This is a genomic window from Curtobacterium sp. NPDC090223, assembly GCF_044746585.1.
GTDB lineage: Bacteria > Actinomycetota > Actinomycetes > Actinomycetales > Microbacteriaceae > Curtobacterium.
In genome coordinates this window covers 248,628-274,322 of sequence record NZ_JBIVCN010000004.1, presented here as the reverse complement: position 1 = coordinate 274,322, position 25,695 = coordinate 248,628, and the positions used below count along the sequence as shown (strand labels likewise).

The window sequence follows — 25,695 nt, the reverse complement described above, 5'->3', positions numbered from 1 at the left end:
CCCCGTGCCCTCGGCGCGGATCGGGTGTGTGATGAGGCATGACGACCAAGATCGAACTCATCGTGGACGACCTCGACGACACCGAGGCGTTCGACGCCCAGCTGCCCGGGCTGCTCGACCTGGCCAGGGCCCTCCCTGCGCTCCAGCGACTGGAGTCCGGGAAGGTCTGGCCGAAGGAGGACGGCACCGCGCGTCCGGCGCACCGTTCCCTGGACCTGTACTTCGCCGGCTACGACGAGGCCTCGGCGGCGACGTCCTCCGCCGAGGGTGCGGCGTTCTTCCCCGCGTTCATCGGGGCGGCGGGCGGGAAGGTGACCGGGCTCTTCACCGACGTCGAGGAGTGACCCGTCACCACCGCGGGTGCACGGTGGCGCGGAACCAGCGGTCGTAGAGGTCGTGCACGGTGGCGTCGAGCCCCGGCAGGGCATCGAGTCCGAGCGAACCGGCCGCCGCGTTCGAGCGCGCCTGCTCGGCGTTCCGGGCTCCCGGGATCGCCGCGGTGACGCCGTCCTGGGCGACGACCCAGGCGAGAGCCGCCTGCGGGACCGAGACGCCGTCGGGCAGGGACGCCGCGAACTCCTGGGCGGCACGGACGCCGTCCTCGAAGGGCACCCCGCTGAAGGTCTCTCCCTGGTCGAACGCCTCGCCGTTCCGGTTGTAGGACCGGTGGTCCTGCGGGGCGAACTCGGTGTCGGTCGTGTACTTGCCGGAGAGCAACCCCGATGCCAGCGGGACGCGCGCCAGGACGGCGACCCCGGCCTCCAGGGCGGCGGGGAGGACTGCGTCCAGCGGCTTCAACCGGAACGCGTTCAGGATGATCTGGACGCTCGCGACCCCCGGCCGGGCGATCGCTGTGAGGGCCTGGTCCGCGGTCTCGACGCTGACGCCGTAGGCGGCGATCGATCCGTCGTCGACGAGCGCGTCCAGGGCGTCGTAGACGCCGTCGTCCTCGATGACCGCCGTGGGCGGGCAGTGCAGCTGCAGGAGGTCGAGCGTGTCCTGCTGCAGGTTCGTCCGTGACCGGTCCACCCAGGCGCGGAGGTTCGCGGCGACGTAGTTCTCGGGGACCTGCTCGGCGCGCCGGCCCGCCTTCGTGGGGACCGTGACGCCGGCGTCCGGGTTCGCGCGGAGCCAGCGACCGATCAGGGTCTCGCTGCGGCCGTCGCCGTACACGTCGGCGGTGTCGAAGAGGGTGACGCCGGCCTCGGCCGAGGCGTCCATCACGGCGAAGGCGTCCGCGTCGGCGACGGGACCCCAGTCACCACCGAACTGCCAGGTGCCGAGACCGATGACGGAGGACTGCCGGCCGGTACGGCCGAGGGTGCGACGCTGCATGCCGATGACGGTAGTCGGTGTTCGCTGGGGCCATGACCGCTTCCGAGAACCGACGCGTCCTGATCTCCGGCGCGAGCATCGCCGGACTGTCCGCCGCGTACTGGCTGGACCGCACCGGATGGGACGTGACGGTCCTCGAGCGCTCCCCGGTGTTCCGTGAGGGCGGCCAGAACGTCGACGTCCGCGGCGTCGCGCGCGAGGTCCTCGACCGGATGGGGCTGACCGATGCGGTCCGGGCCGCGAACACGACCGAGACCGGCACGGTGATCGTGGACGAGCGCGGGGACACCATCGTGCGGCTGCCCGACGACGAGGGCGGTGAGGAAGCGACCGCGGAGCTCGAGGTCCTCCGCGGGGACTTCGCCCGCGTGATCCGGGACGCACTCCCCGCGTCGGTGCAGATCGAGTACGGGCAGACGATCACCGGGGTCGCCGGTACGACGCCCGCTGCCGGACCCGTCACGGTGCGGACCGCGTCGGGGGACGAGTTCTCCGCCGACCTGCTCGTCGTCGCCGAAGGCGTCCGCTCGAGCACCCGCGACCTGGTGTTCGGCGACGAGGCCGAGCAGCGGCGCGTCGGTGTCACGATGGTCTTCGGCACCATCCCGCGGATCGACTCGGACGACGACCGGTGGAGCTGGTACAACGCCGTCGGCGGGCGGCAGGTGCACCTGCGACCGGACAACCACGGGACGACCCGGGCGATGTTCGCCTACACGAGCGGGCCGGACGACGACCCGTCGGGCTCGACGGGCTCGACGGGCTCGCTGCGCTCGCTGCGGGACCGGTACGCGGATGCCGGGTGGCAGACCCCCAGGGTGCTGGACGGCTTCGACGCGTCGGACGACGTGTACGTCGACGACCTCACGCAGATCGTCGCGCCGCGCTGGCACGACGGACGCGCGGTGCTGCTCGGGGATGCCGCTTGGTGCGTGACCCCCATGGGCGGTGGTGGCAGCTCCCTGGCGCTGACCGGCGGGTACGTGCTCGCGGCGTCGCTCTCCACGGGGGAGATCGAAACCGGACTCGCTGGTTACGAGGGCTGGATGCGCCCGCTGGTCGACCGGATCCAGACGATGCCGAAGGGTGTGACGACGTTCGCGTACCCGCAGACGGCGTTCGGTCTCCAGCTGCAGCGCGCGGCGCACCACGTGCTCACGTCGAGGCCCGTCGCGCCGCTGATGGCCCGGTTGATCCGGATCGCGGACGCCGACCGGCCGTTGCCGGAACTCGTTCCTCACCACCGTTGAACATCCCGGTTCAACAGTGTTGAATGACCGGCATGAGCGACGACGACACCACCCTCACCGCCGGATCCACCATCGGGACGTGGCTCGCCCATCCCGTCGGCGGTGACCTGATCCGCGGCCTGCTCGCGCAGGCCGGTGTCGGGGAGGAGATGCTCGCGCCGGTGCGGGCGCTCCCCCTGCAGCAGATGGTCGCGATGTCGAACGGGCAGATGCCGCAGTCCGCGGTCGACGACCTGGTCCGCGCCGCGAACGGCGGCGAGATCCCGGAGCCGTCCGACGACGACGGCGCGTGGCGGGAGCAGGTGACGGCCGGACGGTTCGCCGGCCGGACCGTGGTCGTGACGGGGGCCGCGTCCGGGATCGGGCGTGCGACGGCGTCACGCATCGTCCGGGAGGGCGGCAGGGTCGTCGCCGTGGACGTGTCTGCCGAGCGGTTGGCCGCGCTGGCCGCGTCGGTCGCTCCGGCCCCGGGTGCCGGCGAGGTCGTCACGGTCACCGGCGACATCACCCAGCAGGACGACGTCGACGCGGTCGTGGCCGCTGCGGGCGGTCGGATCGACGCCCTCGCCAACGTCGCCGGGATCAACGACGACTTCTCGCCCCTGCACGAGACCAGCGACGCGATGTGGGACCGGGTGATCGGGGTGAACCTCACCGGGGCGTTCAAGCTCTCCCGCGCGGTGCTGCCCGTGATGCTCGCGGCCGGTCGCGGTTCGATCGTGAACGTCGCGTCCGAGGCCGGGCTCCGCGGCAACGCGTCGGGCAACGCCTACACGGTGTCCAAGCACGGCGTGGTCGGGCTCACCAAGAGCGCCGCGTTCATGTACGGGCCGCAGGGCATCCGCGTCAACGCCGTGGCACCGGGCGGGGTGGCCACCGGGATCCCGATGCCGGCGCACGTCTCCGAGGCCGGGTCGGCGCGGCTCGGGCCGTTCCAGGCGGCGATCCCCTCGCTGGCGACCGCCGAGCAGCTCGCGGCGTCGATCACGTTCCTGCTGAGCGACGACGGGGTCAACATCAACGGCGCGGTGCTCGCGTCGGACGGTGGTTGGTCCGTCCAGTGACACCCGGGCTCACGCGGGGGCGGTCCGTCCGGTGACCCCTGCGGTCACGCGGGGGGCGGTCCGTCCGGTGACCCCTGCGGTCACGCCGGTGTGACGAGGTCCTGGACCACCCGGCCGTACCGCGTGACCAGGTCCGAGCGGTCGGCGGCGAGCAGGGTCTCGTCGCCGACCACCCACAGCGCGTAGAGCAGGCCGCCGACCGTCGCGGCCGCGAGCGACGCACGCAGCTCGGCGTCCGGGCCGCTCATCCGCTCCCGGAGCGGCGCGACGACCGAGCGGACGTGCTGCCGTCGCAGTTCGGAGCCGACCTCGTCCGAGTCGCTGGCGTGGATCAGCGCGAGGAAGGTCGAGCGGACCTCGGGCGCGGCGTCGAGCAGGTACCCGATGAACCGTTCGCCGATCGACTCGACCGTGCCCTCGGTGAGCGGGAAGTGCGGCAGCCGGCCGGCCATCGCGGCCACGAACAGGCCGTCCTTCGAGCCGAAGTGGTGGATGACGAGCGCAGCGTCGGCACCGGCGTCACGGCCGATGTCACGGAGCGAGGTGCCGCCGTACCCGTTCGCCACGAACAGCCGCCCGGCGGACGCCAGGATCGCCGCGCGCTTGGTCCGAGGCTCGTCCGTCACGCTCGAATCGTAGTCGGGGGTCCCGCTGGGCGGTGTACCGACGGTGCCTCCCTCACGGCGGCGCGGGCTCCTACGGTGGCGGGATGGACGACCAGACGAGCACCATCGAGACGCCCGACCTCGTGCGCCCGCGCCTGTCGCTCGGGCAGCGCATCGCCACGTGGTGGGCGGTGAGCACCGAGATCCACGAGCTCACCAGGGACCGCGGACGCGAGGAGCGCGTCCGGGCCGAGGCGGCCGTGCGGCTGGCGCCGGGACCGTGGGCGGTCGCCGACCTGTTCCGGCGCCGCCGCTGACGCGCTGGCCCGTCGCTGCCCCCGCTGACGCGCTTGCCCGTCGCCGCCGCCGCTGGCGCTTGCTCAGCTCCCGAGCCGCGAGAGCTCCTCGAACTCCTCGTCCGTGAGCGTGACGTTCGCCCCGGCCAGGTTGTCCTCCAGGTGCGCGACGCTCGACGTCCCGGGGATCGGCAGCACGACCGGCGACCGCTTGAGCAGCCACGCGAGCGCGAGCTGCGCCGGGGTCGCGTCGTGCTGCTCCGCGAGCTCGGTCAGGGGCGAGTCCTTCCCCGTCAGGCCGCCGGTCGCGAGCGGGAACCACGGGATGAACGCGATGCCCTGCTCGGTGGACCAGTCGAGAAGCTCCTCGGCGTCGCGCTTCTGCAGGTTGTAGAGGTTCTGCACGGACACGATCGTGGCGATCTCCTGCGCCGCCTTCACGTCGTCGACGGACACCTCGGACAGGCCGATGTGCCGGATCTTGCCCTCGTCCTGGAGCTTCTTCAGCTCGCCGACCTGGTCCTCGAGCGGGACCTTCGGGTCGATGCGGTGCAGCTGGAACAGGTCGATGCGCTCGAGGCCGAGGCGGCGCAGGCTCATCTCCGCTTCCTGGCGGAGGTACTCCGGGCGGCCGACCGGGGGCCACTCGTTCGGTCCGGTGCGCGTCAGTCCGGCCTTCGTCGCGATCACGATGTCGTCGCCGTAGGGGTGCAGCGCCTCGTGGAGCAGGTCCTCGGCGACGTAGGGCCCGTAGCTGTCGGCGGTGTCGAAGAAATCGACGCCGAGCTCGACCGCGCGCTTGAGGACGCGGATCGCCTCGTCGTGGTCCTTCGGCGGTCCCCACACGCCGGGACCGGTGAGCTGCATCGTCCCGTAGCCGAGACGGTTGACCTCGAGGTCGCCGCCGATGCGGAACGTGCCGGAGGCGTCGGCGGGACGGGTGGTGGTGTCAGTGCCTGTGGTCATCATCCCGGTCTACGCCGTCGGTGCGGATCGTCCTCAGCGGCGGTGTCCCCCTGCACGCACGCCGGATCAGTCGCGGAACAGGCCGGCGGTGGCGAGGCGGACCCGTGCCCGTGCCCGGTCCTGGTCGTCCCCGAACCGGTCGACGCCCCACGACAGCGTGGTGAGCAGCTCGAAGACGTCCTCGGCGCTCGCCGCGTCCGTCGCCGAACCCGCGGTCCGGGCACGATCGAGGAACTCCGCGGTCCGACGGGTGAGGCCCTCGCTCACGGTGTTGACGGGTGACTCGTCGTCCCCGATCGCGGTCGCGATGCAGGTCGGCAGGTTCTGCCAGATGCGGAGCTGCCACGTCACGCGGAACATCCACTCCGCGAGTGCATCGTCGGCGGGCAGGTCGTCGAGGTCCTGGGCATCGCGGAGTGTGGCGTCGAAGTTCTCCGCCATGACGGCCGCCAGCAGGTCGTCGCGCGTCGGGAAGTTCCGGTACAGCGTCGCGTTGCCGACCCCGGCCGCGGTGGCGATGCCGTCGAGCGACGCGAAGATCCCCTCTCGCTCGAAGACCTGCCGCGCCGCAGCGACGATCGCGTCGCGGTTGCGACGGGCATCGGCGCGCATCGGCTTCACGGTCGTCTGGTCCACGGCGTCTCGGATCCCGTCGGGTTGCTTGACATAAGTGGGGACTTTCCCCACATACTGATACGGGGAGCATCCCCGTTTTCTCGTACAACCTACAGGAGTGACCATGACAGAGGGACTCGACGGCCGGATCGTCCTCGTGACCGGAGCGAACGGAGGGCTCGGCGAGGAGTTCGTGCGGCAGGCGCTCGCGCGCGGTGCCGCGAAGGTGTACGCGACGGCCCGTTCCCCCCGGCAGTGGGACGACGACCGGATCGTGCCGCTCGTCCTCGACCTGACCGACGCGGACTCGATCGTCGCCGCGGCCGCCACCGCGTCCGACGTCGACCTGCTCGTCAACAACGCGGCGATCGCCCCGGCCGCCGACAGCTCCATCGCGGCGGCGGACGACGATCTGCTCCGGTCCGTCTTCGAGACGAACGTGATCGGGACGATCCGGGTGTCCGGGGCCTTTGCTCCCGTGCTCGCCCGGAACGGTGGCGGCGCGGTGCTGAGCGTGCTCTCGCTGGCGGCGTGGACGCCCCTCCCGACCGTGTACGCGGTGTCCAAGGCGGCCGCGCTGTCCGCGACGAACGGGCTGCGGACCGAACTCGCGGCGCAGGGGACGACGGTGACCGGCGTCCTGGTCGGGATGGTCGACACCGCGATGGGAGCGCGCTTCGACGTGCCGAAGGTCAGCCCTGCCAGCGTCGTGGCGCAGGCGTACGACGGTGCCGTGACCGGCGCGTTCGAGGTCCTCGCCGACGACGACACCCGCATGGTCAAGGGACTGCTGAGCCGGCCGGCCGAAGACCTCGCCGCGGTGACCGCCGCGGCCATGCAGGCGATCTCGGCCTGACGTCGGGGTGCTACCGGGCCGGGCGCGGGTACGGGGTCTCGCCCCGCTCGAGCATCCCGACCAGCTTGGTGAGCCGGTTCGTCCGGGCCGTGGCACTCGGTGCCGTCATGATCCGGTGCAGCACGGCGTACCGGTTCGTGGCATCGAGCTCGGCGAACAGGGCTGCGGCTGCCGGAGCGGCGTCGAGCGCTGCCCGCAGGTCCTCGGGGACGGTCGCCCCGGCGGCGCCGGCGTAGGCACGGTCCCAGCGGCCGTCGGCCTTCGCGCGGTCCACCTCGGCCTGTCCGCGCGGGCGCATCCGGCCGTCCGCGACGAGCGCTGCGACGAGGCCGATGTTCCGCTCCGACCAAAGGGACGCCTTCCGTCGCGGCGTGAACCGCTGCAGGAAGGTCGCCGCGTCGAGCGACCGCTTCTGCCCGTCGATCCACCCCGAGCAGAGCGCCTCGTCGAGGGCCTGGGCGTACGTCACGGACGTCGGTTCCGTGGTGCCCTTCTTCGCCAGGACGAGCCACACGCCGTCGGACTCGTCGTGCGCGACGAGCCAGTCCCGCCAGGCGGCGGCGTCGGCGACGACGAACGGATCGATGTCCATGGCGCACATCGTAGGACGCGGACGACTACCGTCGGGCAGAACCGGCCCACAGGGGCCACGAAGGGAACTCTCATCATGAGCAGCACTTCTGCTTCCGGTCGTCCGACGTCGGTCACCATCTCGTTCGTCCTCTGGCTCCTGACGGTCCTGATCGGGATCATCGGCGGCATCGTGAGCCTGTTCTCCGCGGGCTCGCAGGTCGAGGGCATGGCGAGCGGCACCGCGGTCGTCATCGGCGGGATCATCGGCATCGTCATCGCACTGGTCCAGCTGTTCATCGTCTTCCGGATGCGCGACGGCCGGAACTGGGCGCGCATCGTGCTGCTCGTCCTGGCGATCCTGCAGGTCCTCGGCGTCGTCAGTGCGTTCAGCATCGTGGGCACGATCGGCCTCATCGCCGTGATCGTCGCCACCGTCCTGATGTTCCTCCCCGCGTCGAACGCGTACTTCCGCCGCTGACGCGCGCGGCCGCGCGTGCTCGCACGCGCGGCCACCCGCGCTCGCGCGCGACCGGCGCACCGCGGCACAACCAAAACCGGCTCGCACCACGGGAACCCGTGGTGCGAGCCGGTTTCCGTTGTGCGTAGCCGATCGGCACCGCCCCCGCGCCGCGCAACGCGCCGCCGGCGCGACCGCCGCCCCGCGGCACTCACACCCAGTGCGGCTGCGCGAACACCCCGCCCGGGTCGACCTGCTCCGCGATGCGGTGCAGCCGCGACGTGTTCACGTCGAAGTACGCCGACGGGTCCGTGATCGCCGCGTCGCAGTAGTTCGCGTACGCCCCGCTCCCCCACGCGGGCGTCATGGCCGAGCGGAAGCCCCGCACGTACGCGTCGAACGGCGCCGGGTCGGCTCCGTCCCGGAACGCCGCCGTGTACTGCACGGTGCAGAGCGCCGACCGCCACGGGAACGCACTGTCCGTCCGGCCGACGTCCGACACGACGCCACCGAGGGCATCGAGCGCGACGCCGCCCTCGGTCAGGCCGGACACCTGCGACGCCGCCGCAGCGTGCTGCACCAGCAGGTCGATCTGCGCGTCGGTCAGCGCCCGCGTCCCGATCGAGGACGTGGCCGACTGCGACACCCGCTGGCCGCTCCCACCGAGCTGCGCCATCGCCGTCCCGTAGCTCATGTCGGTCGCGGTATGTGTCGTCGGCGTGACCCCGGTCGCCGCGATGAAACCGTCGACGGAGGTGTCTGCTCCCGACTTTTCGCCGGTCCACACGCCCGTCACCGTCACGGTGGGCGTGCTGTGCCGGGAGCCGCCGAGGAGCTTCAGGGTCGACCAGAGCTTCGGGTCCGCCTGCGGCGCCCAGGACTGCCAGGCGCGCACCACCCGCGCAACGGCCGACCATGGGAACACGATGGTGACGAGCAGGACGGGAGGCGCGGGCTGGGTCCGGAACGTCATCGACGTCACGACGCCCACGGTTCCGCCGCCCCCGCCGCGGCACGCCCAGAACAGGTCCGGCTCCGTCGTCGACGAGACCTGGTGCACCGCGCCGTCGGCCGTCACGACGGTCGCCCCCGTGAGCTGGTCGCACGTCAGCCCGAACGACCGGACGAGCACGCCGACACCGCCGCCGAGCGTCAGGCCGCCGATGCCGACGGTCGGGCAGGAACCGGCACCGATCGCCCGGCCGGCCTTCGCGAGTGCGGCGTAGACGTCGCCGAGCTCGGCACCCGGTCCGACGGTCACCGAGTCACCGGACACCTCGATGCCGTCGAGCCCGGCCGTGCTGATCACGAGCGACCGCGGGACGTCCGTGCCCGACGCGCCGCCGGCCGACCAGCCCGTGTACGAGTGGCCACCGGAGCGGAGTGCGACGGGCGTGTGCGTGTTCCGCGCGAACGCCAGGCCGGCCGCCACGTCGGCGGCGTTCGCCACCCGGAGGATGCCCTGCGGGTCGGCATCGTCGTACCGCGGGTTCCGGAGCACCCGAGCGCTGTCCCACCCCTGCGACCCCGAGCGCAGCAGCGTGCCCGACGTCGCGGCCGCGAGCGCCGACCAGGTCGTCGGCCCGGTCGTGCCCGACGGGGTGGGCTCCGGCGTCCGGGACGGGGTCGGGCCGGCGGACGGCGACCGCGTCGGTGCCGGTGACGGCCCGGAGCACGCGGCGAGCACCCCGGCGAGCCCGAGCCCGACACCACCGGCGATGAGTCCCCGTCGCGTGGTCGTGCTGCGGGTGGAGGTGCTGGGTGTGGTGTTGCCTTCGCGCGGTTCCGTCACCGCACCTGTCTACCCCGTCCCGGAGCCGCTCCGGACGGCTGCCGAGGTCGGTCAGCACGCGCGAGTAGACCGGGAGGCATGCAGACACGCAAGCTCAGTGACCTCGACGTGGGCGCGATCGGCCTCGGCACGATGGGGATGAGCGCCTTCTACACGGGCGCCGGAACCGATGACGACGAGTCCGTCCGGACCATCCACCGCGCGATCGACCTCGGCGTCACGCTCTTCGACACCGCCGAGGCCTACGGGCCGTACACGAACGAGGAACTCCTCCGCCGGGCCCTCGCCGACCGCCGCGACGACGTCGTGATCGCGACGAAGTTCGGGCTGATCACCCACACCGCCGACGAGATCACGCCGAGCAGTCAGCGCGGCATCAGCTCGTCGCCGGAATCCGTGCGGATCGCGCTCGAGGGGTCGCTCCAGCGCCTCGGCACCGATCACGTCGACCTGTACTACCAGCACCGCGTCGACCCGGACGTCCCCATCGAGGACGTCATCGGCCAGCTCGCCCAGTTCGTCCAGGAGGGGAAGATCCGGCACATCGGGATCTCCGAGGCGAGTGCCGCGACCATCCGGAAGGCGCACGCCGTCCACCCGATCACGGCGCTGCAGAGCGAGTACTCGCTGTGGACGCGCGACCCCGAGGGCGAGGTGCTCGACACCCTCCGCGAGCTCGGCATCGGTCTGGTGCCGTACTCGCCGCTCGGCCGCGGGTTCCTCACCGGGGCGATCACGAAGCCCTCGGACCTCGACGCCGACGACTTCCGTCTGGCGAACCCGCGGTTCCAGGACGAGGCCTTCGCCACGAACATGCGCATCGTCGACGAGGTCAAGCTCGTCGCGGAGGAGGTCGGCGGCACCCCGGCGCAGGTCGCGCTCGCCTGGCTCCTCGCCCAGGGCGACGACATCGTGCCGATCCCCGGGACGAAGCGCGTCACCCGTCTCGAGGAGAACGTCGGCGCAGCCGACCTGACGCTGTCCGCCGAGCAGGTGCAGCGCCTCTCGGCGCTGCCGGCGCCGACCGGCGACCGGTACCCCGACATGTCGACCATCGGCCGGTAGACGCGACCGGACGACGGACGGGTCGGGTCTAGACCTCCGCGGCGAACCCCGCCGCGCGGAGCTGCAGGTCCTCGATGCGCCGGAGGCGCGCCGCCTCGACGTCGAAGCCCTCGTAGGCGAGCGGGGGCGTCTTCCGGACGTTCCGCGAGCACTCGAAGTCCTGGCAGACGAGCGTCCCGACCGTGTTGCCGTTGCGCCCCGCCTTGCCGGACCGCTTCGCGCTGTAGAACACGACGTCGTTCGGCAGCTTCACGTCCTGGCACCACGAGCACTGGGCACGGGAGCGCGGGGAGGCCTCGGCCTGGCGGAACAGGATCCCGACGAGGTCGCCCTCGAGCGTCGGCACGACGACGTACGCGCGTCGGCCGATCTTCGGGTCGCGCCAGCCGAGGTAGTCCAGGTCGTCCCAGGACAGGGTGTCGAGGTCGGCGGGCAGGGTGATGTCGCTCGTCTCCTTGCGGGAGGCGTTGACGAAGGACGCGCGGATGGTGGTCTCGCTGATGGGCAGCATGGTGTGGGCCGTTCTGTGATGCCGTCCGGGGCGCTGATCGGCGCCGCACCGGGCGGTTCTTCCGAGGATGGGTCGACGAGTGCGGCCGTGTCGGACGACACAGCCGGGGGCGTCAGGCCCTGATGCCGGCTGGGACGCCGACGACCTCCTCGGGACGGTTGCTCACGACACCAGCCTACGACGGGCTGTCAACAGCACCAGGGAGCCCTCGTAGGAGGGCTGCACGCGGAGGGGGCCGTGCCGGTCGTCCCACGCGCCGGTCTCGAGCGCAGTGCGGAGTGCGGCGACGGAGCGGGCAGCGCTCATCTCGTCGACGAACGCCCACGCCGAGTTCGCCTTGCGCGCCCCCGGGTCGAGGAGCCGCTCCGGACGGCCGTAGTACGCCTCGGAGAAGCCGTCGACGCAGGTGTACGGGATGGGGAGACGGGTCGTCGTGACGTCGCCGCCGAGCGCTGCGGCGATCCGGTCGAGCGCGGGGTAGCGGCGCGCCTCCGTTGCCATCACGTCCGGGGCGTACTCGGCGAGCCAGTAGTCCTGCACGCGCTCGGGGTCGCACGTCATGACGACCACGGGCCCGCGCGTGACCCGGCGCATCTCGGCGAGCCCCCGCTCGACGTCCTGCCACTGGTGCACCGAGAACGTCGTCATCGCGGCGTCGAACGCGTCGTCGTCGAACGGCAGGTCCTCGGCCGTGGCGTCGATCGCCGTGACGAGCTCCGGCGGACGCTGGGCGCGCATCGACTCCGAGGGCTCGACGGCGGTCACGTCCCGGTCGCGGGGCTCGTAGGAACCCGCGCCAGCCCCGACGTTCAGCACCGTGCGGGCGTCCCCGAGTTCCTTCGCGATCGCCCGGGTGAAGGACGGCTCGGGCCGACGGTAGCGGCCGTACCCGGCGCCGATCACGCCGTAGTCGGCGTCCCCGGCCGATCCGTCCGCAGTCCTCGTCACGCCGTCAGCCTACGGCGCGGTCAGTCGACCGACTCGGACTCGGCTTCGCGCAGGGCGGCGTAGTGCTCGGCGCGCTCGGTCGCGGCCCAGGTCCCGAGGAGGGCCAGCGAGCGCTCCGAGGACGACCCCGGCTCGGCGCTGTAGGTGAACATGGTCAGGCCCGGGTCGGCGACGAGGTCGAGTGCCTCGTAGTCGAGCTCGAGGTCCCCGACGACGGGGTGGTTGATCCGCTTCTTGCCGGTGCGGTGCAGCCGGACGTCGTGCTCGGCCCACCACGTGCGGAACTCCTCGCTGCGGGTGGAGAGCTCCCCGACGAGCGTCACGAGCCCGGGCTCGCAGGGGTTCGCCACCGCGGCGGCACGGAGGATCGCCACGGAGTCCCGGGCGGTGCGGGGCCAGTCGACGAAGAACGACCGGGCGGCGGGGTCGAGGAACGTGAAGCGCGCGGAGTTCACCGGACGACCGGGTCCGGCGAACATCGGGGAGTACAGCGCTCGGCCGAGCTCGTTCGCGGCGAGGACGTCACCGCGTTCGTTCCGCACCCAGGCGGGCGCACCGGTGATCGCGTCGAGGAGCCGCTGCACGCCAGGACGGATCCGGGTCGGCATGGTCTTGTGCATCATCTTCACGCCCGAGTTCGCCAGGCGCGCGAGGTCCCAGAGGTGCGTGCGCTCGTCGGCGTCCAGCTGCAGGGCGCCGGCCAGGCCCTCGAGGACACTGTCCGAGACGCCCTTCAGCGTGCCGCGCTCGAGCCGGGTGTAGTAGTCGACGCTGACACCGGCGAGCATCGCGACCTCGTGCCGCCGGAGCCCCGGCACACGGCGCACCCCGCCGCCGAACGACGGCATGCCGGCCTGCTCGGGGGTGATCCGCGCCCGCCGCGAGGACAGGAAGTCGCGGATCTCGTTGCGCACGTCGATACCCATGGTCCACAGGCTACGTCGTGGCACCTGGCTCGAGGCAGGTACCAGCGGAACCCGTCGGCGGACGGGAGGCTCGTGACGGCGCCGCCACGGGCCTCCTGTCCGTCATCTGGTCGCGTTCTCCTGGATCGCGACGCGCGCGACGCGGTGCCCGTCCATCCGGGTGACCTCGAGGCGGTGCTCCCCCACCTCGACGACGTCGCCGACCTGCGGGACGCGGTCCAGGTGCACCTGCACCAGACCGCCGACGGTCTCGTAGTCGCCGTCGGGCAGGACGGGCCCGCCGTCCGCGACGAGGTCCTCGAGCACGGTCGCCCCGTCGACGTCACCGGTGTTGCGGACCGGGGCGTCGTACTCGTCGCGGATCGGGCCGACGAGGTCCTCGAGCAGGGCCTCGAGCGTGACCATGCCGGCGCTGCCGCCGTACTCGTCGACGACCAGGGCGATCTGGGCGCCCTCGGTCCGCATCTCGGCGATCGTGCTCGACAGCGACTTCGTCTCCGGGAAGGCCACGATCGGGCGGATGACGGTGCGGATCTCGGCGTCGGGCGCGACCGGCCGGAGCAGGTCGCGGAGGTGGACGAAGCCGATGACCTCGTCGCGGGAGCCACCGGTGACGACGTACCGGGTGTGCCCGAGGTCGAGCGCGAGGTCGGTGGCCTCGGCGATGCTCTGCCGGTCGTGCAGCGTCGCGACGTCGTACCAGGGGCGCATCGACTCGCGGAGGATCCGGCCCTGGGCATCGAGCGCGCTGCGGGCGATGCGTCGCCCCTGCTCGTCGATGGCATCGTGCTGGGACACCAGCCCGCGCAGCTCCTCGGTGCTCATCGACTCGCTCCGGGCGTCCGGATCCCCGCCGAGCAGCCGGACGACGGCGTCCGTGCTCCGCGACAGCACCCAGATCGCCGGGCGCATCAGGGTCGCGAAGCGGTCGAGCGTCGGTGCGACCAGCATCGAGAAGCCCTCGGCGCGCTGGAGTGCGAGGCGCTTCGGGACGAGCTCACCGAACACGAGCGACAGGTAGGCGATGACCAGGGTCATCGCGATCAGTGCGACCGTCTCGGCGGTGCCGGTCGCGAGGCCCAGGCCCTCGAAGAGCGGGGCGACGTCGGGGGCGATCGAGGACGCGCCGTACGCGGCGGAGAAGAACCCGGCGACGGTCACGCCGATCTGCACGGCGGAGAGGAAGCGGTTCGGGTCACGGCCGAGCGTGGCCACCCGGGCGCCGCGGCTGCCGCGGTGCTCGAGCTGCTGGAGCTGGGACTCGCGGAGCGACACGAGCGCGATCTCGGCCGCGGCGAACACCCCGCCGACCAGCACGAAGACGACGACGAGACCGAAGGCCAACCAGGTGTCCACGCCTGTGATCCTGCACAGGTTCGCTGGGGAACCGGCCCGGAACGCCTGGGGAAGCGTCTAGAGCGAGCGGCCGGAGTGCGACTCGATCCAGGCCCGCGGGTCGATCGGCAGCGTGCCGTCCAGCAGCACCTCGAGGTGCAGGTGCGCGCCCGTCGAGACCCCGGAGGAGCCGACGCTGCCGACGAACTCGCCGGCCTCGACCCGGTCGCCGACCTTGAGCGGCGAGGACCCGGGGATCATGTGCCCGTAGAGCGTCGAGACCTCGCGCCCGTCGACCACGTGGTCGATGACGACCGCGTTGCCGTACGAGAAGTACATGCCGGAGACCCGGACGGTCCCCGCGGCGACGGCACCGATCGGCGCGCCCATGCCGGGATTGAAGTCGAGGCCCTGGTGCAGCGACGAGCACGCGGCGCAGGGGGCCGAACGGTAGCCGAAGCCGGAGCTCATGCGGACCTGGGTCGGGAACGGCGAGCGGACCGCTCCGCCGAACGTGACCTCGGCGCCGGGGGCGCCCCCGCCGCTGCCGCCGACCGTGAAGCCGTCCCGCGTGGTGGTGGCGGTGGCGACCGCCTGGGTCACGGCGAAGTCCTGCGTGCGGACGATCGGTGCGAGGGTCGACGTCGCGCTCGAGGTGCCGGCGCTGGCGTGGGCGGGCATCGCGGAGGCGGCGAACATGGCGATCGCGGCGACGGCGCTGGTGAGCGTGAGGCGGCTGGTGCGCTGTCCGGTGGTGAGCCGGGGCCGTCTCGACACGGCCTGCACCGGGGCGGCCTGTCGCGGCGCGGCCTGCTTCGGGGCGGGCGGTCTCGGGGCGGCCTGCTTCGGGGCGGGCTGTCGCGGCGCGGCGCGGCGGCGCTTCGGTGCGGCTGCCGCGCGCTCGGCCTCGAGGGCGGCGCGACGGGAGAGGTGCACGACCGGGGTGTCGGGCTGCTGGTCTGCGTCGCGTGGTGTCGTCATGGCCGCAGACCATTCTGCACGAACCTGTCCGGTTGTACAGCCCCTGTTCGCCGTCACCGGTCGTGGAAGCGACGCTCCAACCACGTCGAGAGCCACCCGGCGGGGACGAGCACGAACAGCCAGAACGGCCCGCCGGCCGGCACGATGACGGCGCCGAGCAGGGCCACCACGAGCGCGAAGAACGTCACGGTGCCGTCGACCGGGTGGAGCATCGCACGCCCGTCCTCGCGGATGAGCGTCGGGTCGCGCCACACCGTCCACTGCATCACGGTCATGCTCAGGCTCGCCATCGCGATCGTGCCGATGTACAGGGCGTTGACCCCACGGTCGTGGGTGGTCTGGGCGATGAGGTTCGACGAGAACGGCAGGAACGCGATGCTCGCCAGCCAGACGAAGTTCACGCGCAGCACCGCGCTCGAGTACGACTGGGTCGCCTCGAACAGCCGGTGGTGGGAGAGCCACAGGCGCGAGATCACGACGAAGCTGACGAAGAACGCGATGATCGTCCCGACGTTCTCCCCCAGGAGCGTGCCGAGCGACTCGTGCTCGATGTCGTCGGCGACGTCGACGAGGGGCAGGAGCAGCAGCGTGATCGCGATCGCGACGGTCGCGTCGGAGAAGTTGACGAGCCGATCGAGACCCCGGTCCGTGCGGAGCATCCGTGCCATGGCGTCAGCCTAGGGTGCGGGCGGGCGTGTCGGCCCGCGGATCAGTAGTGTCCGAGGAGCAGCGAGCGGAAGGACCCCTCATGGCCCGAACGCCCCGGGAACGCCACGAACCGATCGACCTCGAACACGCCGAGGTCGTCCTGGCCGGCACGCAGGACCTCCTGCCGGTGCTCCGCGTCGCAGCGGTACGCGCCGGCGTCGATGCTGCGCGGCTCCGGGTGATCGGCGTCGACGACCTGCCGGACCCTTCCGAGACCGGCAACGCCGAACTCGCCGTGATCGCGATCCGACGACCGGGCGACGACCCCGCGTTCCACCGGGCGCACGAGGCCGCGGAGACCATCGACCCCCTGCTCGCCCCGCACGCGGTCCGGATCGTCGTGACGGTCTCGGGTGCCACCCGGCTCGCGCCGAAGCTCGAGCGCACCCTGACCACCGAGGTGCTGCACCAGATGGGCGCCGCTGCTGCCCCCACCGGGCTGAAGCGGCCGTTCCGGAACATGCGGATGCGGCTCGGGCTGGCCGCCCTGCAGACCGCCGGCGTGCGGGTGTTCCGCATCACGATCGGCCACTGAGCGCCACGGTCGTGCGGGCCGCTGCTCAGCCGGTCGGACCCCCGCGCAGTTCCAGCGCGATCTGCTCGGCGTCCAGGTTCTGCAGGACCGAGTCCAGCACCTCGGCGTCGAAGGTGCCGTCGTCGCGGGCGTCGAGCAGCGCCGACCGCTGGGCGTCGAGGACCTGCAGGCGCCGGACCTTCTCGCGCCCGAACCACGCGCGGAGCTCCGCCGGGTCCGTCGCCGCGAGTTCCTCACGCGTGCGCGGGGTGAAGCCGTCCGGGGACTCCGCCGCGACCGACTCGGCCGCGTCCCGCATGACCGTCATCAGGCGCTGGCGTTCGTCGGTGTCGTTCGCCGCGCTCGTGGTCGTCGGGGGACTGATCCGGCGCAGCAGCGGGCCGATGGTCCCGCCCTGGACCAGCAGGGACAGCCCGGCGACCGCGAAGGCGATGAACACGAGCAGGGACTTCTGCGGGGCGGTGTCCGGCAGCGTCTGCGCTGCCGCGACGGTCACCGCGCCGCGCATGCCCGCCCAGACGACCGCGGTGCCCTCGCGCCAGCCCATCGGTGCCTTCGTGAAGTACTGGATGTCCGCCAGCATCTGCCGCACCCGGGTGCCGAAGCGCTCCAGGTCCCGCTCGCTCGGCTCCCGGTTGCCGAACCGGTGTTCCTGCAGTGCGGCGCTCGTCGATTCCCGATCGGCGCCCTGGAAGCCCTCGAGGCGTTCCTGCATCCGCGCCTGACGCCGTGCGCTCTTCGCCAGGCCGAGGAACAGCGGCACGACGTACGCCGCCCGGACGAGCACGGTGAGCACGAGGGCACCGACGGCGATGAGCAGCGCGGGGCCGATGCCCGCGTGGTCCTGGTGCACGTCGGTGATGATCGACGCGAGTTCGAGTCCCATCACCAGGAACACCGCTCCCTCGAGCACGAACTCGACCGTGCCCCAGTTCTGTGCGTCCGACAGTCGGTGGCTCGGCGGCAGGACCCGCGGCGCACGGATCCCGGTCACGAGTCCGGCGACCACCGCGGCGACGAGACCCGACGCGTGCAGGGCCTCAGCGGGGATCGACGCCGCGAAGGGCACGGCGAACGAGAGCGCCGTGTTGACGGTCGCGTTCGGGACGCGGGCGCGGACACGGAGGTTCAGCCACCCGACGACGAGCCCGATCGCGACGGCGACGGCCACCGCGAACGCGAAGTCCCCCACCGCGCCCCAGAACGAGAACGACGCGGCCGCGGCGACGATCGCGGTCCGCAGGAGCACCAGGGCGGTGGCGTCGTTGAGCAGCGACTCGCCGTCGAGGATCGCGATGACCCGTCGGGACACCGAGGTCTGCTTCACGATGGACGTCGCGACCGCATCGGTCGGGCTGACGATGGCCCCGAGTGCGATCCCCCAGGCGAGTCCGAGCCCCGGGATCACACAGGCGAAGAACAGGCCGAGCACGACGGAGCTCGCGATGACGAGCACCACGGACAGGCCGCTGATCGCCCCGAACTCGCGGCGGAAGTTCATCGTCGGCATCGACACCGCCGACGAGTACAGCAACGGTGGCAGCACCCCGGCCAGGATCCACTCTGGGTCGATCTCGGCGTTCGGGATCCAGGGCACCAGGCTCGCGACGATGCCGACCGCGACGAGCACGAGCGGTGCGGCGACGCCGATCCGGGGGCCGAGCACGGCGGCGCCCGCGATGACCAGGATGGCGACGAGGCCGACGACGAGGAGTTCTGTCACCACCCCAGCGTGACACCGAACGCCGGTTCAGTCCGCGTCGGGTCCCTGGTTGTGGACGGCCGCGGCGTCCACGGTGTGGTGTGGGGCGACCTCGGTGGCGACGAACGCCAGGCTGCCGGCGACCAGGGTGAGCGCGAGCGCGCCGGCCGTGATCGCGGTCCCGATGCGACGCAGCCGGGACGCGGAACCCCGGTTGCGCGGCGCGAAGCGGGCGAAGCCACGGACCGGGTCCGGGCCGACGAGCCAGGGGCCGCTGCCGTCCGGGTCGTACGAGAACGGTCCGGAGCCGTCCGGGGCGTACCGGTACGGCCCGCTGCCGTCGGACGCGTACGCGGAACGGAGGTCCTCGGCGGTCCACCCGTGGTCCTCGGGACGTTGTCGTGCAGCGGCCATGGTGTGCTCCTCTCGGGGTGCACCATTCCACGACGCTTCCCTATGACCCGTCGTTGCGAATCCTGGACGGTGGCTGGACGACGCCTCGGCAATGTATCTTGATGTCGAGACATCACTCACCACGAGTAGCGTGGAAGCACCGACGCGCGAACAAGGGAGTACCCGCCAGCATGGCCAAGATCATCTACACGCTCACGGACGAGGCGCCGTTCCTCGCCACCCACTCCTTCCTCCCCGTCATCCAGGCGTTCGCCGGCACCGCCGGCGTCGACGTCGAGACGCGGGACATCTCCCTCTCCGGCCGGATCATCGCGCTCTTCCCCGAGCGGCTCACCGACGAGCAGCGACTCGACGACGCACTGGCCGAGCTGGGCGACCTCGCGAAGACCCCCGAGGCGAACATCATCAAGCTGCCGAACATCTCGGCATCGATCCCGCAGCTCAAGACCGCCATCAAGGAGCTCCAGTCGCAGGGCTACGACCTGCCGGAGTACCCGGACGAGCCGACGACCGACGCCGAGCGCGACGTGCGCGCCCGCTACGACAAGGTCAAGGGCAGTGCCGTGAACCCGGTCCTGCGCGAGGGCAACTCCGACCGCCGTGCGCCCCTCTCGGTGAAGAACTACGCCCGCAAGCACCCGCACCGCATGGGTGCGTGGAGCCCCGAGTCGAAGACCAACGTCGTGACGATGGGCGCCGACGACTTCCGCTCGAACGAGAAGACCTGGGTCGCACCCGCCGACGACACCCTGACGATCACGTTCGTCGGCACCGACGGGCACGAGCAGGTCCTCAAGCAGTCGATCCCGGTCCTCGCCGGTGAGGTCATCGACGGCACCGTCCTGCACGTCGGCCCGCTCGAGCAGTTCCTCCGTGCGCAGATCCAGCGCGCCCAGGACGAGGGAATCCTGTTCTCGGTGCACCTCAAGGCCACGATGATGAAGGTCTCCGACCCGATCATCTTCGGTCACGTCATCCGGGCGTTCTTCCCCGACGTGTTCGACCGCTACGGCGCCGACCTGGCCGCGGCGGGCCTGACCCCGAACGACGGTCTCAACTCGATCCTCACCGGGCTCGACGCGCTGCCGAACGGTGCGGAGATCAAGCAGGCCTTCACGGACGGCATCGCCGCGGGCCCGGAGCTCGCGATGGTCGACTCCGACAAGGGCATCACGAACCTGCACGTGCCGAGCGACGTCATCGTGGACGCCTCGATGCCCGCGATGATCCGCACCTCCGGGCACATGTGGGGCCCGGACGGCGACGAGCACGACACCATCGCCGTGATCCCCGACTCGAGCTACGCCGGCATCTACCAGGCCGTCATCGAGGACTGCCGTGCCAACGGTGCGTTCGACCCGGCCACCATGGGCTCGGTGCCGAACGTCGGCCTGATGGCGCAGAAGGCCGAGGAGTACGGCTCGCACGACAAGACCTTCGAGGTCCCCGGCGACGGCACCGTCCGCGTGACGAACGCCGCCGGTGACGTCGTCATCGAGCACCAGGTGGCGCAGGGCGACATCTGGCGTGCATGCCAGACCAAGGACGTCGCCATCCGCGACTGGGTCAAGCTGGCCGTCACCCGAGCCCGTGCCTCCGAGACGCCCGCGGTCTTCTGGCTCGACGAGAGCCGCTCGCACGACGCCGCCCTCATCGAGCTCGTGCAGCGCTACCTCGGCGAGCACGACACCGACGGCCTGCAGATCGAGATCCTGTCCCCGGTCGACGCCATGGCGTTCTCGCTCGAGCGCATCCGCCGCGGCGAGGACACCATCTCCGTCACGGGCAACGTGCTCCGCGACTACCTGACGGACCTGTTCCCGATCATGGAGCTCGGCACGTCCGCCAAGATGCTCTCGGTCGTCCCGCTCCTCGGCGGCGGTGGCCTGTTCGAGACCGGTGCCGGCGGCTCCGCACCGAAGCACGTCCAGCAGCTCGTGCAGCAGAACTACCTGCGCTGGGACAGCCTCGGCGAGTTCCTGGCCCTGGCGGTCTCCCTCGAGCACCTCGCCGGCGTGACGGGCAACCAGCGCGCGAAGATCCTCGGCGAGACGCTCGACCGTGCCACCGGGACCTTCCTCGAGGAGGACAAGTCCCCTGGTCGCAAGCTCGGCACGATCGACAACCGCGGCAGCCACTTCTTCCTCGCGAAGTACTGGGCGGAAGAGCTCGCGGCGCAGACCGAGGACACCGAGCTCGCGGCGGCGTTCGCCGAGATCGCCGGGCAGCTGGGTGCCCAGGAAGCCACCATCGTCGACGAGCTCGTCGCGGTCCAGGGCTCCCCGGCCGACATCGGTGGCTACTACCGCCCCGACGACGCCAAGACGAGCGCGGTCATGCGCCCGTCCGCGACACTGAACGCGGTCCTGGCCGCGCTGTAGACGCGCGGAACCACGAACGGGAGGCCCGGTGCCAGCTGGCACCGGGCCTCCCGTCCGTCCGTGGTCGCGCCGCCACCGCACCTCGAGGTTCCGTAATTACGGAATCTCGAGCGCCCGGACCGGTCCTCTGCGGAACCGGGGCGGACCTGAGCGGCGAGTCGTGGAACCTCGGGGAGGGGGCGGCGCGCCGGTACGGCCGAGCGTGCGCGACGGGTCAGCGCGACGGGACCGGCGGGCCGAGCGTCAGCAGGAGGACGAAGACCAGCACCACCAGCACCACGCCGACGACGGCGGCGGCCAACGGGTGCGCGACCACGGTGAAGAGCAGGCGGTCGAGCGGACCAGGACGCCCGGACGTGGACGACCGGCGCCACGGGCCGTCGAGCATGCCGCGGCGGGCGACGCCGGCCTCGAACGGCAGTGTCGTGTAGGGCACGATCGCACTCGCCCAGCCGAGGAGCGTCGTCCGGAACGACCACCGCTGGTTCACCGCGACGACCGTCGCCACGACGAGGTACGCCAGGAAGACGAAGCCGTGCACGCCGCCGCCGATGCGCACCGGCAGGTCGCCCAGTCCGAGCGCGTACTTCATCACCATGCCCACGAGGAGCATCGTCCAGGTCACGAGTTCGGCGACCGCCAGGGCGCGGAACAGGGATCGAGGCGTCATGCCTCCATGGTCTCGGACCTCAGATGGGAGACCTCCGCGCGCGTTCCTTCCCACATCGCCCGCAATGGGAAGGCGGATCGCGCGTAGGGGGTCGGAACTTCGGGCTGCCTACGCGCGATTCAACTACCTACGCGCGATTCGACCACCCAGCCCAGCCCCCACCCAGCCCCCACCCAGCCCCCGAACCGTGACACGCCGACGGTCGTATCGATTCGACCCGCGCCTCGGGTAGCGTCGATGTCATGTCGACGACGACGAACACGACGACGGATGCAACACGAACGCTCCGCGTCGGGGTGGTGGGTCTCGGGTTCGCCGGGACCACGCACCTCGATGCCTACACGGCACTCCCGGGGGTCGAGGTGGTGGCGCTCGCGGGACAGGAGACCGCGCGGCTGGCCGAACTCGCCGAGTCCCGGCACGTGCCGAACACCTCCGCGGACTGGCAGGACCTGGTCGCCCGGGACGACCTGGACATCGTGTCCATCGGCGTCCCGAACGCGCTGCACCACCCGATCGCGGTCGCCGCGCTCGAGTCCGGCAAGCACGTCTTCTGCGAGAAGCCCCTCGCCACGACCGGTGACCAGGCGCAGGAGATGGTCGACGCCGCCGTGCGGAACGACCGCGTCCTCGAGGTCGCCTACAACCACCGCCGCCGCGCGGACGTGCAGTTCCTGGCGAACCACCTGCACGCCGACGGCGGCCCGAGCCCGATCGGCCACGTCTACCACGCCCGGGCCAGCTGGCTCCGCCGCGCCGGGATCCCCGGCATCCAGAGCTGGTTCGCGAACAAGGAGACCGCCGGCGGCGGACCGCTCATCGACCTCGGGTCGCACGTGCTGGACATCGCGCTGCACCTGATGGGCGAGCCGCGGGTCGTCACCGCGAGCGCGGTCGCGTACAACGAGCTCGGCAGCGCCGGCCGTGGCGGCAGCGACCGCACCCCGGTGTCCGCCGCGACCGGGCGGCCCTTCGACGTCGAGGACTTCGCGAGCGCCCTGCTCCGCTTCGACGACGGCTCCAGCCTGCAGCTCCAGGCGAGCTGGGCGTCCTACTCGAAGGACGTCGAGGACATCGAGGTCGAGCTCCTCGGCTCGACCGGCGGCGCCCGGCTGTTCGTCCGCGACTACGCGACCGAGGGCACGGTGACGCTCTACTCCGACGAGCAGGGCGTCCCGACCGTCACCCGACCCGGGGTGCAGGTGCCGTCCGGGCACCACCAGCGGGTCATCGAGGAGTTCATCGCGACCATCCGGAGCGGCCTGCACGACGGCCACCACGGGGAGTTCGCGCTGCACCGGAGCCGTGTCGTCGACGCGATCTACGCGTCAGCGGCTGCCGGGCACGAAATGGAGGTGCAGGCGTGACCAACATCGTCGTCTGGAACGAGAACGTGCACGAGTCCCGCGGGGACGAGACCGTGCTGGGCCACTACCCGAACGGGATCCACACCGTCGTCGCCGACGCCCTGCGGCAGCACCACCCGGACGCGGACGTCAGCACCGCGACCCTGCAGGAGCCCGAGCACGGACTGACGCAGGAGCGCCTGGACGCCACCGACGTCCTGTTCTGGTGGGGCCACGTCGCCCACGGCGAGGTCGCGGACGAGGTCGTCGACCGCGTGGTCACGGCCGTGCAGTCCGGCATGGGCCTCGTGGTCCTGCACTCCGGGCACTACTCGAAGCCGTTCACCCGGCTGATGGGCACCACGTGCTCGCTGAAGTGGCGCAACGACGGGGAGCGCGAGCTGGTCTGGACCATCGCACCAGAGCACCCGATCGCGAAGGGCGTGCCGCACCCGATCGTCATCGACCGTCAGGAGATGTACGGCGAGCACTTCGACATCCCGCGCCCGGACGAAGAGGTCTTCCTGTCGACGTTCGCGGGCGGCGAGGTCTTCCGCTCCGGCGTCGGGTACCACCGCGGGCTCGGCAAGGTGTTCTACTTCTCCCCCGGTGACCAGGAGTACCCGGTGTACCACCACCCGGACATCCAGCGGGTCCTCGCCAACGCCGTCGAGTGGGCCGCCCCGACGTCGGCGCGTCGTGCGCTGACGGCGGACCAGCACCCGCGGGACTGGTTCCTGGACCCCGCTCGGGGTAGACAGGGCGTGTGAGCTCCACAGCAGAGACGTCCGCTCGCCGGACCGCCGTCGTCGAGGCCCTCGGCATCCTCGGCAGCGGTCCGGAAGAGCGGTTCGACCGCATCACCCGGATGACCCAGCAGGCGTTCGGCGTCCCGCTGAGCTTCCTCAACCTCGTGCACGACAACGTCGTCACGGCGCAGTCCACCCAGGGCTGGCAGCAGGGCGGCAGCGCACCGGCGAGTGCGGTGTTCTGTTCGACCACGGTCCTGCAGGACGAGGCGCTCGTGATCCCGGACGCCACGCTCGACCCGCGGTTCAGCTCGCTGGCCGCGGTGACCGGCGAACCGGGCATCCGCTTCTACGCCGGCGCACCGCTGACGATGGCGGACGGCACGACCGTCGGCACACTCTGCATCATGGACCCGCGGCCGCGCGACCTCTCCCCCGAGGACGTCGAGCTGCTCCGCGACCTGGCGCGCTGGGCGGAGCGCGAGCTCGGACACGCGATGGACCGGGACCGCGTGCGGAAGGTGCTCGACGGCCTCACCCCGGAGCCGGTCGACGTCGACGGGTTCGACCTGCAGACGGCCTCGTCGGCCCGGCAGGACTCCGGCGACGTCGTCGACTGGCGGCTCGCCGCCGACGGGACGCTCCGCCTGACGATCGGGACGGTGTCGGCCGCCGGCCGGGCCGCCGCGCTGCTCGCGTCCACGATGCGCGCGGCCGTCGTTGCCCGCACGGACGTCCCGCTCGGTTCCGACGGGCCCTCGCTGGAGGCCCAGATCGCCGCCGACCTGACGGCTGCGGAAGCCGTCGGGTCGCTCTTCCACGCACGGGTCGACCCGACGTCGGGTGCGGTGACGTGGGTGGACGCCGGCCACGGCCTGGCGCTGCACGTGTCCGCCGACGGTGCGGCCGCGGTCCTCCGGTCGCACGACCTGCCGATCGGCCTGCAGCCGGCGGGCACCTCGCGGACGCACGGCACCCTGACGCTCGCCCCCGGTGACCAGCTCGTGCTCGTCACCGCGGGCATCCTGACGCTCGACGGACTCGGCGACCTGCAGGCGCTCGCCGCACTCGCCGCCGCGGGTGGCGGGGCGCTGCTCGACCGGGTCCGCGGCCTGCTGCCGACGGCCCCGGACGCCGACGTCACCGTCGTGGTGCTGCGCCGCCACCCGGAGTCGACCCGCCGGTGAACGAGGGCCGGGTGAGCGCGACGACCAGGAGCGTCGCGAGCAGCCCGAACCCGCAGAGCTCGATGCCGAGCCCCGCGAGCTGCCAGTAGGCGCTGCCGACGTGCTGCGGCTGCGTGATCGCGTCCGGCCACCACGACTCGATGAGCGGGAACGACCCCGGGAACGGGTCGAGCGCGAAGACGGCGAGCCCACCGAGCAGCATCACGACGCCGAGCGCGGCCATCGCCCCGCGGCTGGCCCGGAGCATCCTGGCGACCAGTGCCGCCGCGATGCCGACGAGCCCGAGGACCGCGACGAGGAAGGCCGCGACGAAGACGCCCTGCGGCACGAGGGTGAACCAGTCGAGCACCAGGATCGGCAGCAGCAGCCACCGTCCCGTCCGTGCCCAGCGCACCGGGTTCCGCCATCCGTCCATGCCGGAACGGTAG

At 72.0% G+C, this 25,695-nt stretch carries 28 protein-coding genes; 12 read left to right on the top strand and 16 right to left on the bottom strand.

What is annotated here, in order from left to right; genetic code table 11:
• Nucleotides 1–38: 38 nt before the first annotated feature.
• Nucleotides 39–344 carry an EthD family reductase gene (locus ACIPJY_RS11355; protein ID WP_400464503.1) on the top strand — a complete coding sequence of 102 codons (306 nt, stop codon included), beginning with the start codon at nucleotides 39–41 and terminating at the stop codon, nucleotides 342–344.
• A 4-nt stretch (nucleotides 345–348) separates the two neighbouring features.
• Here the strand turns inward: ACIPJY_RS11355 and ACIPJY_RS11350 are convergent, their stop codons facing one another.
• Entirely contained in the window at nucleotides 349–1,335 is a 987-nt protein-coding gene (locus ACIPJY_RS11350) for an aldo/keto reductase (protein WP_400464506.1), read from the bottom strand.
• Between the two features lie 32 nt (nucleotides 1,336–1,367).
• Between ACIPJY_RS11350 and ACIPJY_RS11345 the strand changes: the two genes are divergently transcribed.
• Together ACIPJY_RS11345 and ACIPJY_RS11340 are read left to right on the top strand one after the other, a co-directional pair.
• Nucleotides 1,368–2,585: an FAD-dependent monooxygenase gene (locus ACIPJY_RS11345; RefSeq protein WP_400464508.1), complete on the top strand. Its 1,218-nt coding sequence runs from the start codon at nucleotides 1,368–1,370 to the stop codon at nucleotides 2,583–2,585.
• A gap of 32 nt (nucleotides 2,586–2,617) precedes the next feature.
• Entirely contained in the window at nucleotides 2,618–3,649 is a 1,032-nt protein-coding gene (locus ACIPJY_RS11340) for an SDR family NAD(P)-dependent oxidoreductase (RefSeq protein ID WP_400464511.1), read from the top strand.
• A gap of 80 nt (nucleotides 3,650–3,729) precedes the next feature.
• Here the strand turns inward: ACIPJY_RS11340 and ACIPJY_RS11335 are convergent, their stop codons facing one another.
• Nucleotides 3,730–4,275 (bottom strand): TetR family transcriptional regulator, encoded by a 546-nt coding sequence (locus tag ACIPJY_RS11335; protein ID WP_400464514.1) that lies wholly within the window; start codon nucleotides 4,273–4,275, stop codon nucleotides 3,730–3,732.
• An 83-nt stretch (nucleotides 4,276–4,358) separates the two neighbouring features.
• Between ACIPJY_RS11335 and ACIPJY_RS11330 the strand changes: the two genes are divergently transcribed.
• A complete protein-coding gene (locus ACIPJY_RS11330; protein ID WP_400464517.1) occupies nucleotides 4,359–4,571 on the top strand; it encodes a hypothetical protein in 213 nt (70 codons plus the stop codon).
• Between the two features lie 63 nt (nucleotides 4,572–4,634).
• Here the strand turns inward: ACIPJY_RS11330 and ACIPJY_RS11325 are convergent, their stop codons facing one another.
• Together ACIPJY_RS11325 and ACIPJY_RS11320 are read right to left on the bottom strand one after the other, a co-directional pair.
• Nucleotides 4,635–5,516 (bottom strand): aldo/keto reductase, encoded by an 882-nt coding sequence (locus ACIPJY_RS11325; RefSeq protein WP_400464520.1) that lies wholly within the window; start codon nucleotides 5,514–5,516, stop codon nucleotides 4,635–4,637.
• Between the two features lie 66 nt (nucleotides 5,517–5,582).
• On the bottom strand, nucleotides 5,583–6,152 hold the full coding sequence (locus tag ACIPJY_RS11320; RefSeq protein ID WP_400464523.1) for a TetR/AcrR family transcriptional regulator: 570 nt from the start codon (nucleotides 6,150–6,152) through the stop codon (nucleotides 5,583–5,585).
• A gap of 103 nt (nucleotides 6,153–6,255) precedes the next feature.
• Here ACIPJY_RS11320 and ACIPJY_RS11315 point away from each other — a divergent pair, with 103 nt between their 5' ends.
• Nucleotides 6,256–6,987: an SDR family oxidoreductase gene (locus ACIPJY_RS11315; protein ID WP_400464526.1), complete on the top strand. Its 732-nt coding sequence runs from the start codon at nucleotides 6,256–6,258 to the stop codon at nucleotides 6,985–6,987.
• A 10-nt stretch (nucleotides 6,988–6,997) separates the two neighbouring features.
• Here ACIPJY_RS11315 and ACIPJY_RS11310 read toward each other — a convergent pair whose 3' ends face one another.
• On the bottom strand, nucleotides 6,998–7,579 hold the full coding sequence (locus tag ACIPJY_RS11310; protein WP_400464529.1) for a YdeI family protein: 582 nt from the start codon (nucleotides 7,577–7,579) through the stop codon (nucleotides 6,998–7,000).
• Between the two features lie 75 nt (nucleotides 7,580–7,654).
• Between ACIPJY_RS11310 and ACIPJY_RS11305 the strand changes: the two genes are divergently transcribed.
• Complete coding sequence (locus ACIPJY_RS11305) at nucleotides 7,655–8,038, top strand: hypothetical protein (protein ID WP_400464532.1); 384 nt, start codon at nucleotides 7,655–7,657, stop codon at nucleotides 8,036–8,038.
• Nucleotides 8,039–8,228: 190 nt separating this feature from the next.
• On the opposite strand, the gene ACIPJY_RS11300 is transcribed toward ACIPJY_RS11305, so the two are convergent.
• Nucleotides 8,229–9,809, bottom strand: a complete 1,581-nt coding sequence (locus ACIPJY_RS11300; protein WP_400464535.1) for an FAD-binding protein — start codon at nucleotides 9,807–9,809, stop codon at nucleotides 8,229–8,231.
• Between the two features lie 78 nt (nucleotides 9,810–9,887).
• Here ACIPJY_RS11300 and ACIPJY_RS11295 point away from each other — a divergent pair, with 78 nt between their 5' ends.
• Nucleotides 9,888–10,874, top strand: coding sequence for an aldo/keto reductase (locus tag ACIPJY_RS11295; protein WP_400464538.1), 987 nt, complete (start codon nucleotides 9,888–9,890; stop codon nucleotides 10,872–10,874).
• A 28-nt stretch (nucleotides 10,875–10,902) separates the two neighbouring features.
• Here ACIPJY_RS11295 and ACIPJY_RS11290 read toward each other — a convergent pair whose 3' ends face one another.
• The 6 genes from ACIPJY_RS11290 to ACIPJY_RS11265 all read right to left on the bottom strand — a co-directional run bounded on the left by ACIPJY_RS11290 (nucleotide 10,903) and on the right by ACIPJY_RS11265 (nucleotide 16,243).
• Complete coding sequence (locus tag ACIPJY_RS11290; RefSeq protein WP_400464540.1) at nucleotides 10,903–11,385, bottom strand: FBP domain-containing protein; 483 nt, start codon at nucleotides 11,383–11,385, stop codon at nucleotides 10,903–10,905.
• Between the two features lie 162 nt (nucleotides 11,386–11,547).
• Nucleotides 11,548–12,333 (bottom strand): class I SAM-dependent methyltransferase, encoded by a 786-nt coding sequence (locus ACIPJY_RS11285; RefSeq protein WP_400464542.1) that lies wholly within the window; start codon nucleotides 12,331–12,333, stop codon nucleotides 11,548–11,550.
• Between the two features lie 20 nt (nucleotides 12,334–12,353).
• On the bottom strand, nucleotides 12,354–13,259 hold the full coding sequence (locus ACIPJY_RS11280; RefSeq protein ID WP_400464545.1) for a helix-turn-helix domain-containing protein: 906 nt from the start codon (nucleotides 13,257–13,259) through the stop codon (nucleotides 12,354–12,356).
• 102 nt (nucleotides 13,260–13,361) lie between these two features.
• On the bottom strand, nucleotides 13,362–14,615 hold the full coding sequence (locus tag ACIPJY_RS11275; protein ID WP_400464548.1) for a hemolysin family protein: 1,254 nt from the start codon (nucleotides 14,613–14,615) through the stop codon (nucleotides 13,362–13,364).
• A 57-nt stretch (nucleotides 14,616–14,672) separates the two neighbouring features.
• A complete protein-coding gene (locus ACIPJY_RS11270; protein ID WP_400464551.1) occupies nucleotides 14,673–15,575 on the bottom strand; it encodes a M23 family metallopeptidase in 903 nt (300 codons plus the stop codon).
• A gap of 53 nt (nucleotides 15,576–15,628) precedes the next feature.
• Complete coding sequence (locus ACIPJY_RS11265) at nucleotides 15,629–16,243, bottom strand: TMEM175 family protein (protein WP_400464554.1); 615 nt, start codon at nucleotides 16,241–16,243, stop codon at nucleotides 15,629–15,631.
• 80 nt (nucleotides 16,244–16,323) lie between these two features.
• Between ACIPJY_RS11265 and ACIPJY_RS11260 the strand changes: the two genes are divergently transcribed.
• Nucleotides 16,324–16,818 carry a hypothetical protein gene (locus tag ACIPJY_RS11260; RefSeq protein WP_400464557.1) on the top strand — a complete coding sequence of 165 codons (495 nt, stop codon included), beginning with the start codon at nucleotides 16,324–16,326 and terminating at the stop codon, nucleotides 16,816–16,818.
• 25 nt (nucleotides 16,819–16,843) lie between these two features.
• On the opposite strand, the gene ACIPJY_RS11255 is transcribed toward ACIPJY_RS11260, so the two are convergent.
• Nucleotides 16,844–18,541, bottom strand: a complete 1,698-nt coding sequence (locus tag ACIPJY_RS11255; RefSeq protein ID WP_400464558.1) for a cation:proton antiporter — start codon at nucleotides 18,539–18,541, stop codon at nucleotides 16,844–16,846.
• 27 nt (nucleotides 18,542–18,568) lie between these two features.
• Nucleotides 18,569–18,934 (bottom strand): hypothetical protein, encoded by a 366-nt coding sequence (locus ACIPJY_RS11250; protein WP_400464561.1) that lies wholly within the window; start codon nucleotides 18,932–18,934, stop codon nucleotides 18,569–18,571.
• 170 nt (nucleotides 18,935–19,104) lie between these two features.
• On the opposite strand from ACIPJY_RS11250, the gene ACIPJY_RS11245 reads away from it, so the two are divergent.
• The gene (locus ACIPJY_RS11245; protein WP_400464564.1) at nucleotides 19,105–21,315 is read left to right on the top strand and encodes an NADP-dependent isocitrate dehydrogenase; all 2,211 of its coding nucleotides are present in this window, start codon (nucleotides 19,105–19,107) and stop codon (nucleotides 21,313–21,315) included.
• Between the two features lie 214 nt (nucleotides 21,316–21,529).
• Here the strand turns inward: ACIPJY_RS11245 and ACIPJY_RS11240 are convergent, their stop codons facing one another.
• Nucleotides 21,530–21,985 carry a DUF3817 domain-containing protein gene (locus ACIPJY_RS11240; RefSeq protein ID WP_400464567.1) on the bottom strand — a complete coding sequence of 152 codons (456 nt, stop codon included), beginning with the start codon at nucleotides 21,983–21,985 and terminating at the stop codon, nucleotides 21,530–21,532.
• 242 nt (nucleotides 21,986–22,227) lie between these two features.
• On the opposite strand from ACIPJY_RS11240, the gene ACIPJY_RS11235 reads away from it, so the two are divergent.
• Genes ACIPJY_RS11235 through ACIPJY_RS11225 form a run of 3 tightly spaced genes read left to right on the top strand, consistent with a single transcriptional unit; the run spans nucleotide 22,228 to nucleotide 25,267 of the window.
• Complete coding sequence (locus ACIPJY_RS11235) at nucleotides 22,228–23,352, top strand: Gfo/Idh/MocA family protein (RefSeq protein WP_400464569.1); 1,125 nt, start codon at nucleotides 22,228–22,230, stop codon at nucleotides 23,350–23,352.
• The gene (locus ACIPJY_RS11230) at nucleotides 23,349–24,101 is read left to right on the top strand and encodes a ThuA domain-containing protein (protein WP_400464572.1); all 753 of its coding nucleotides are present in this window, start codon (nucleotides 23,349–23,351) and stop codon (nucleotides 24,099–24,101) included. Before ACIPJY_RS11235 ends, ACIPJY_RS11230 begins: the two co-directional genes overlap by 4 nt.
• Nucleotides 24,098–25,267: a GAF domain-containing protein gene (locus ACIPJY_RS11225; RefSeq protein ID WP_400464575.1), complete on the top strand. Its 1,170-nt coding sequence runs from the start codon at nucleotides 24,098–24,100 to the stop codon at nucleotides 25,265–25,267. The genes ACIPJY_RS11230 and ACIPJY_RS11225 overlap by 4 nt, the downstream gene beginning before the upstream one ends.
• Here the strand turns inward: ACIPJY_RS11225 and ACIPJY_RS11220 are convergent.
• Complete coding sequence (locus ACIPJY_RS11220; RefSeq protein WP_400464578.1) at nucleotides 25,221–25,682, bottom strand: hypothetical protein; 462 nt, start codon at nucleotides 25,680–25,682, stop codon at nucleotides 25,221–25,223. The two genes, ACIPJY_RS11225 and ACIPJY_RS11220, sit on opposite strands and share 47 nt — an antisense overlap.
• Between the last annotated feature and the right edge of the window lie 13 nt (nucleotides 25,683–25,695).

What these genes read in the sequence shown, in the direction of transcription:
- ACIPJY_RS11270 (WP_400464551.1), bottom strand. Translation starts at nt 15,575, where the DNA reads ATGACGACACCACGCGACGCAGACCAGCAGCCCGACACCCCGGTCGTG.
- ACIPJY_RS11290 (WP_400464540.1), bottom strand. Translation starts at nt 11,385, where the DNA reads ATGCTGCCCATCAGCGAGACCACCATCCGCGCGTCCTTCGTCAACGCC.
- ACIPJY_RS11295 (WP_400464538.1), top strand. Translation starts at nt 9,888, where the DNA reads ATGCAGACACGCAAGCTCAGTGACCTCGACGTGGGCGCGATCGGCCTC.
- ACIPJY_RS11235 (WP_400464569.1), top strand. Translation starts at nt 22,228, where the DNA reads ATGTCGACGACGACGAACACGACGACGGATGCAACACGAACGCTCCGC.
- ACIPJY_RS11305 (WP_400464532.1), top strand. Translation starts at nt 7,655, where the DNA reads ATGAGCAGCACTTCTGCTTCCGGTCGTCCGACGTCGGTCACCATCTCG.
- ACIPJY_RS11350 (WP_400464506.1), bottom strand. Translation starts at nt 1,335, where the DNA reads ATGCAGCGTCGCACCCTCGGCCGTACCGGCCGGCAGTCCTCCGTCATC.
- ACIPJY_RS11315 (WP_400464526.1), top strand. Translation starts at nt 6,256, where the DNA reads ATGACAGAGGGACTCGACGGCCGGATCGTCCTCGTGACCGGAGCGAAC.
- ACIPJY_RS11265 (WP_400464554.1), bottom strand. Translation starts at nt 16,243, where the DNA reads ATGGCACGGATGCTCCGCACGGACCGGGGTCTCGATCGGCTCGTCAAC.
- ACIPJY_RS11240 (WP_400464567.1), bottom strand. Translation starts at nt 21,985, where the DNA reads ATGACGCCTCGATCCCTGTTCCGCGCCCTGGCGGTCGCCGAACTCGTG.
- ACIPJY_RS11330 (WP_400464517.1), top strand. Translation starts at nt 4,359, where the DNA reads ATGGACGACCAGACGAGCACCATCGAGACGCCCGACCTCGTGCGCCCG.
- ACIPJY_RS11220 (WP_400464578.1), bottom strand. Translation starts at nt 25,682, where the DNA reads ATGGACGGATGGCGGAACCCGGTGCGCTGGGCACGGACGGGACGGTGG.
- ACIPJY_RS11325 (WP_400464520.1), bottom strand. Translation starts at nt 5,516, where the DNA reads ATGACCACAGGCACTGACACCACCACCCGTCCCGCCGACGCCTCCGGC.
- ACIPJY_RS11310 (WP_400464529.1), bottom strand. Translation starts at nt 7,579, where the DNA reads ATGGACATCGATCCGTTCGTCGTCGCCGACGCCGCCGCCTGGCGGGAC.
- ACIPJY_RS11250 (WP_400464561.1), bottom strand. Translation starts at nt 18,934, where the DNA reads ATGGCCGCTGCACGACAACGTCCCGAGGACCACGGGTGGACCGCCGAG.
- ACIPJY_RS11260 (WP_400464557.1), top strand. Translation starts at nt 16,324, where the DNA reads ATGGCCCGAACGCCCCGGGAACGCCACGAACCGATCGACCTCGAACAC.
- ACIPJY_RS11345 (WP_400464508.1), top strand. Translation starts at nt 1,368, where the DNA reads ATGACCGCTTCCGAGAACCGACGCGTCCTGATCTCCGGCGCGAGCATC.
- ACIPJY_RS11280 (WP_400464545.1), bottom strand. Translation starts at nt 13,259, where the DNA reads ATGGGTATCGACGTGCGCAACGAGATCCGCGACTTCCTGTCCTCGCGG.
- ACIPJY_RS11355 (WP_400464503.1), top strand. Translation starts at nt 39, where the DNA reads ATGACGACCAAGATCGAACTCATCGTGGACGACCTCGACGACACCGAG.
- ACIPJY_RS11245 (WP_400464564.1), top strand. Translation starts at nt 19,105, where the DNA reads ATGGCCAAGATCATCTACACGCTCACGGACGAGGCGCCGTTCCTCGCC.
- ACIPJY_RS11340 (WP_400464511.1), top strand. Translation starts at nt 2,618, where the DNA reads ATGAGCGACGACGACACCACCCTCACCGCCGGATCCACCATCGGGACG.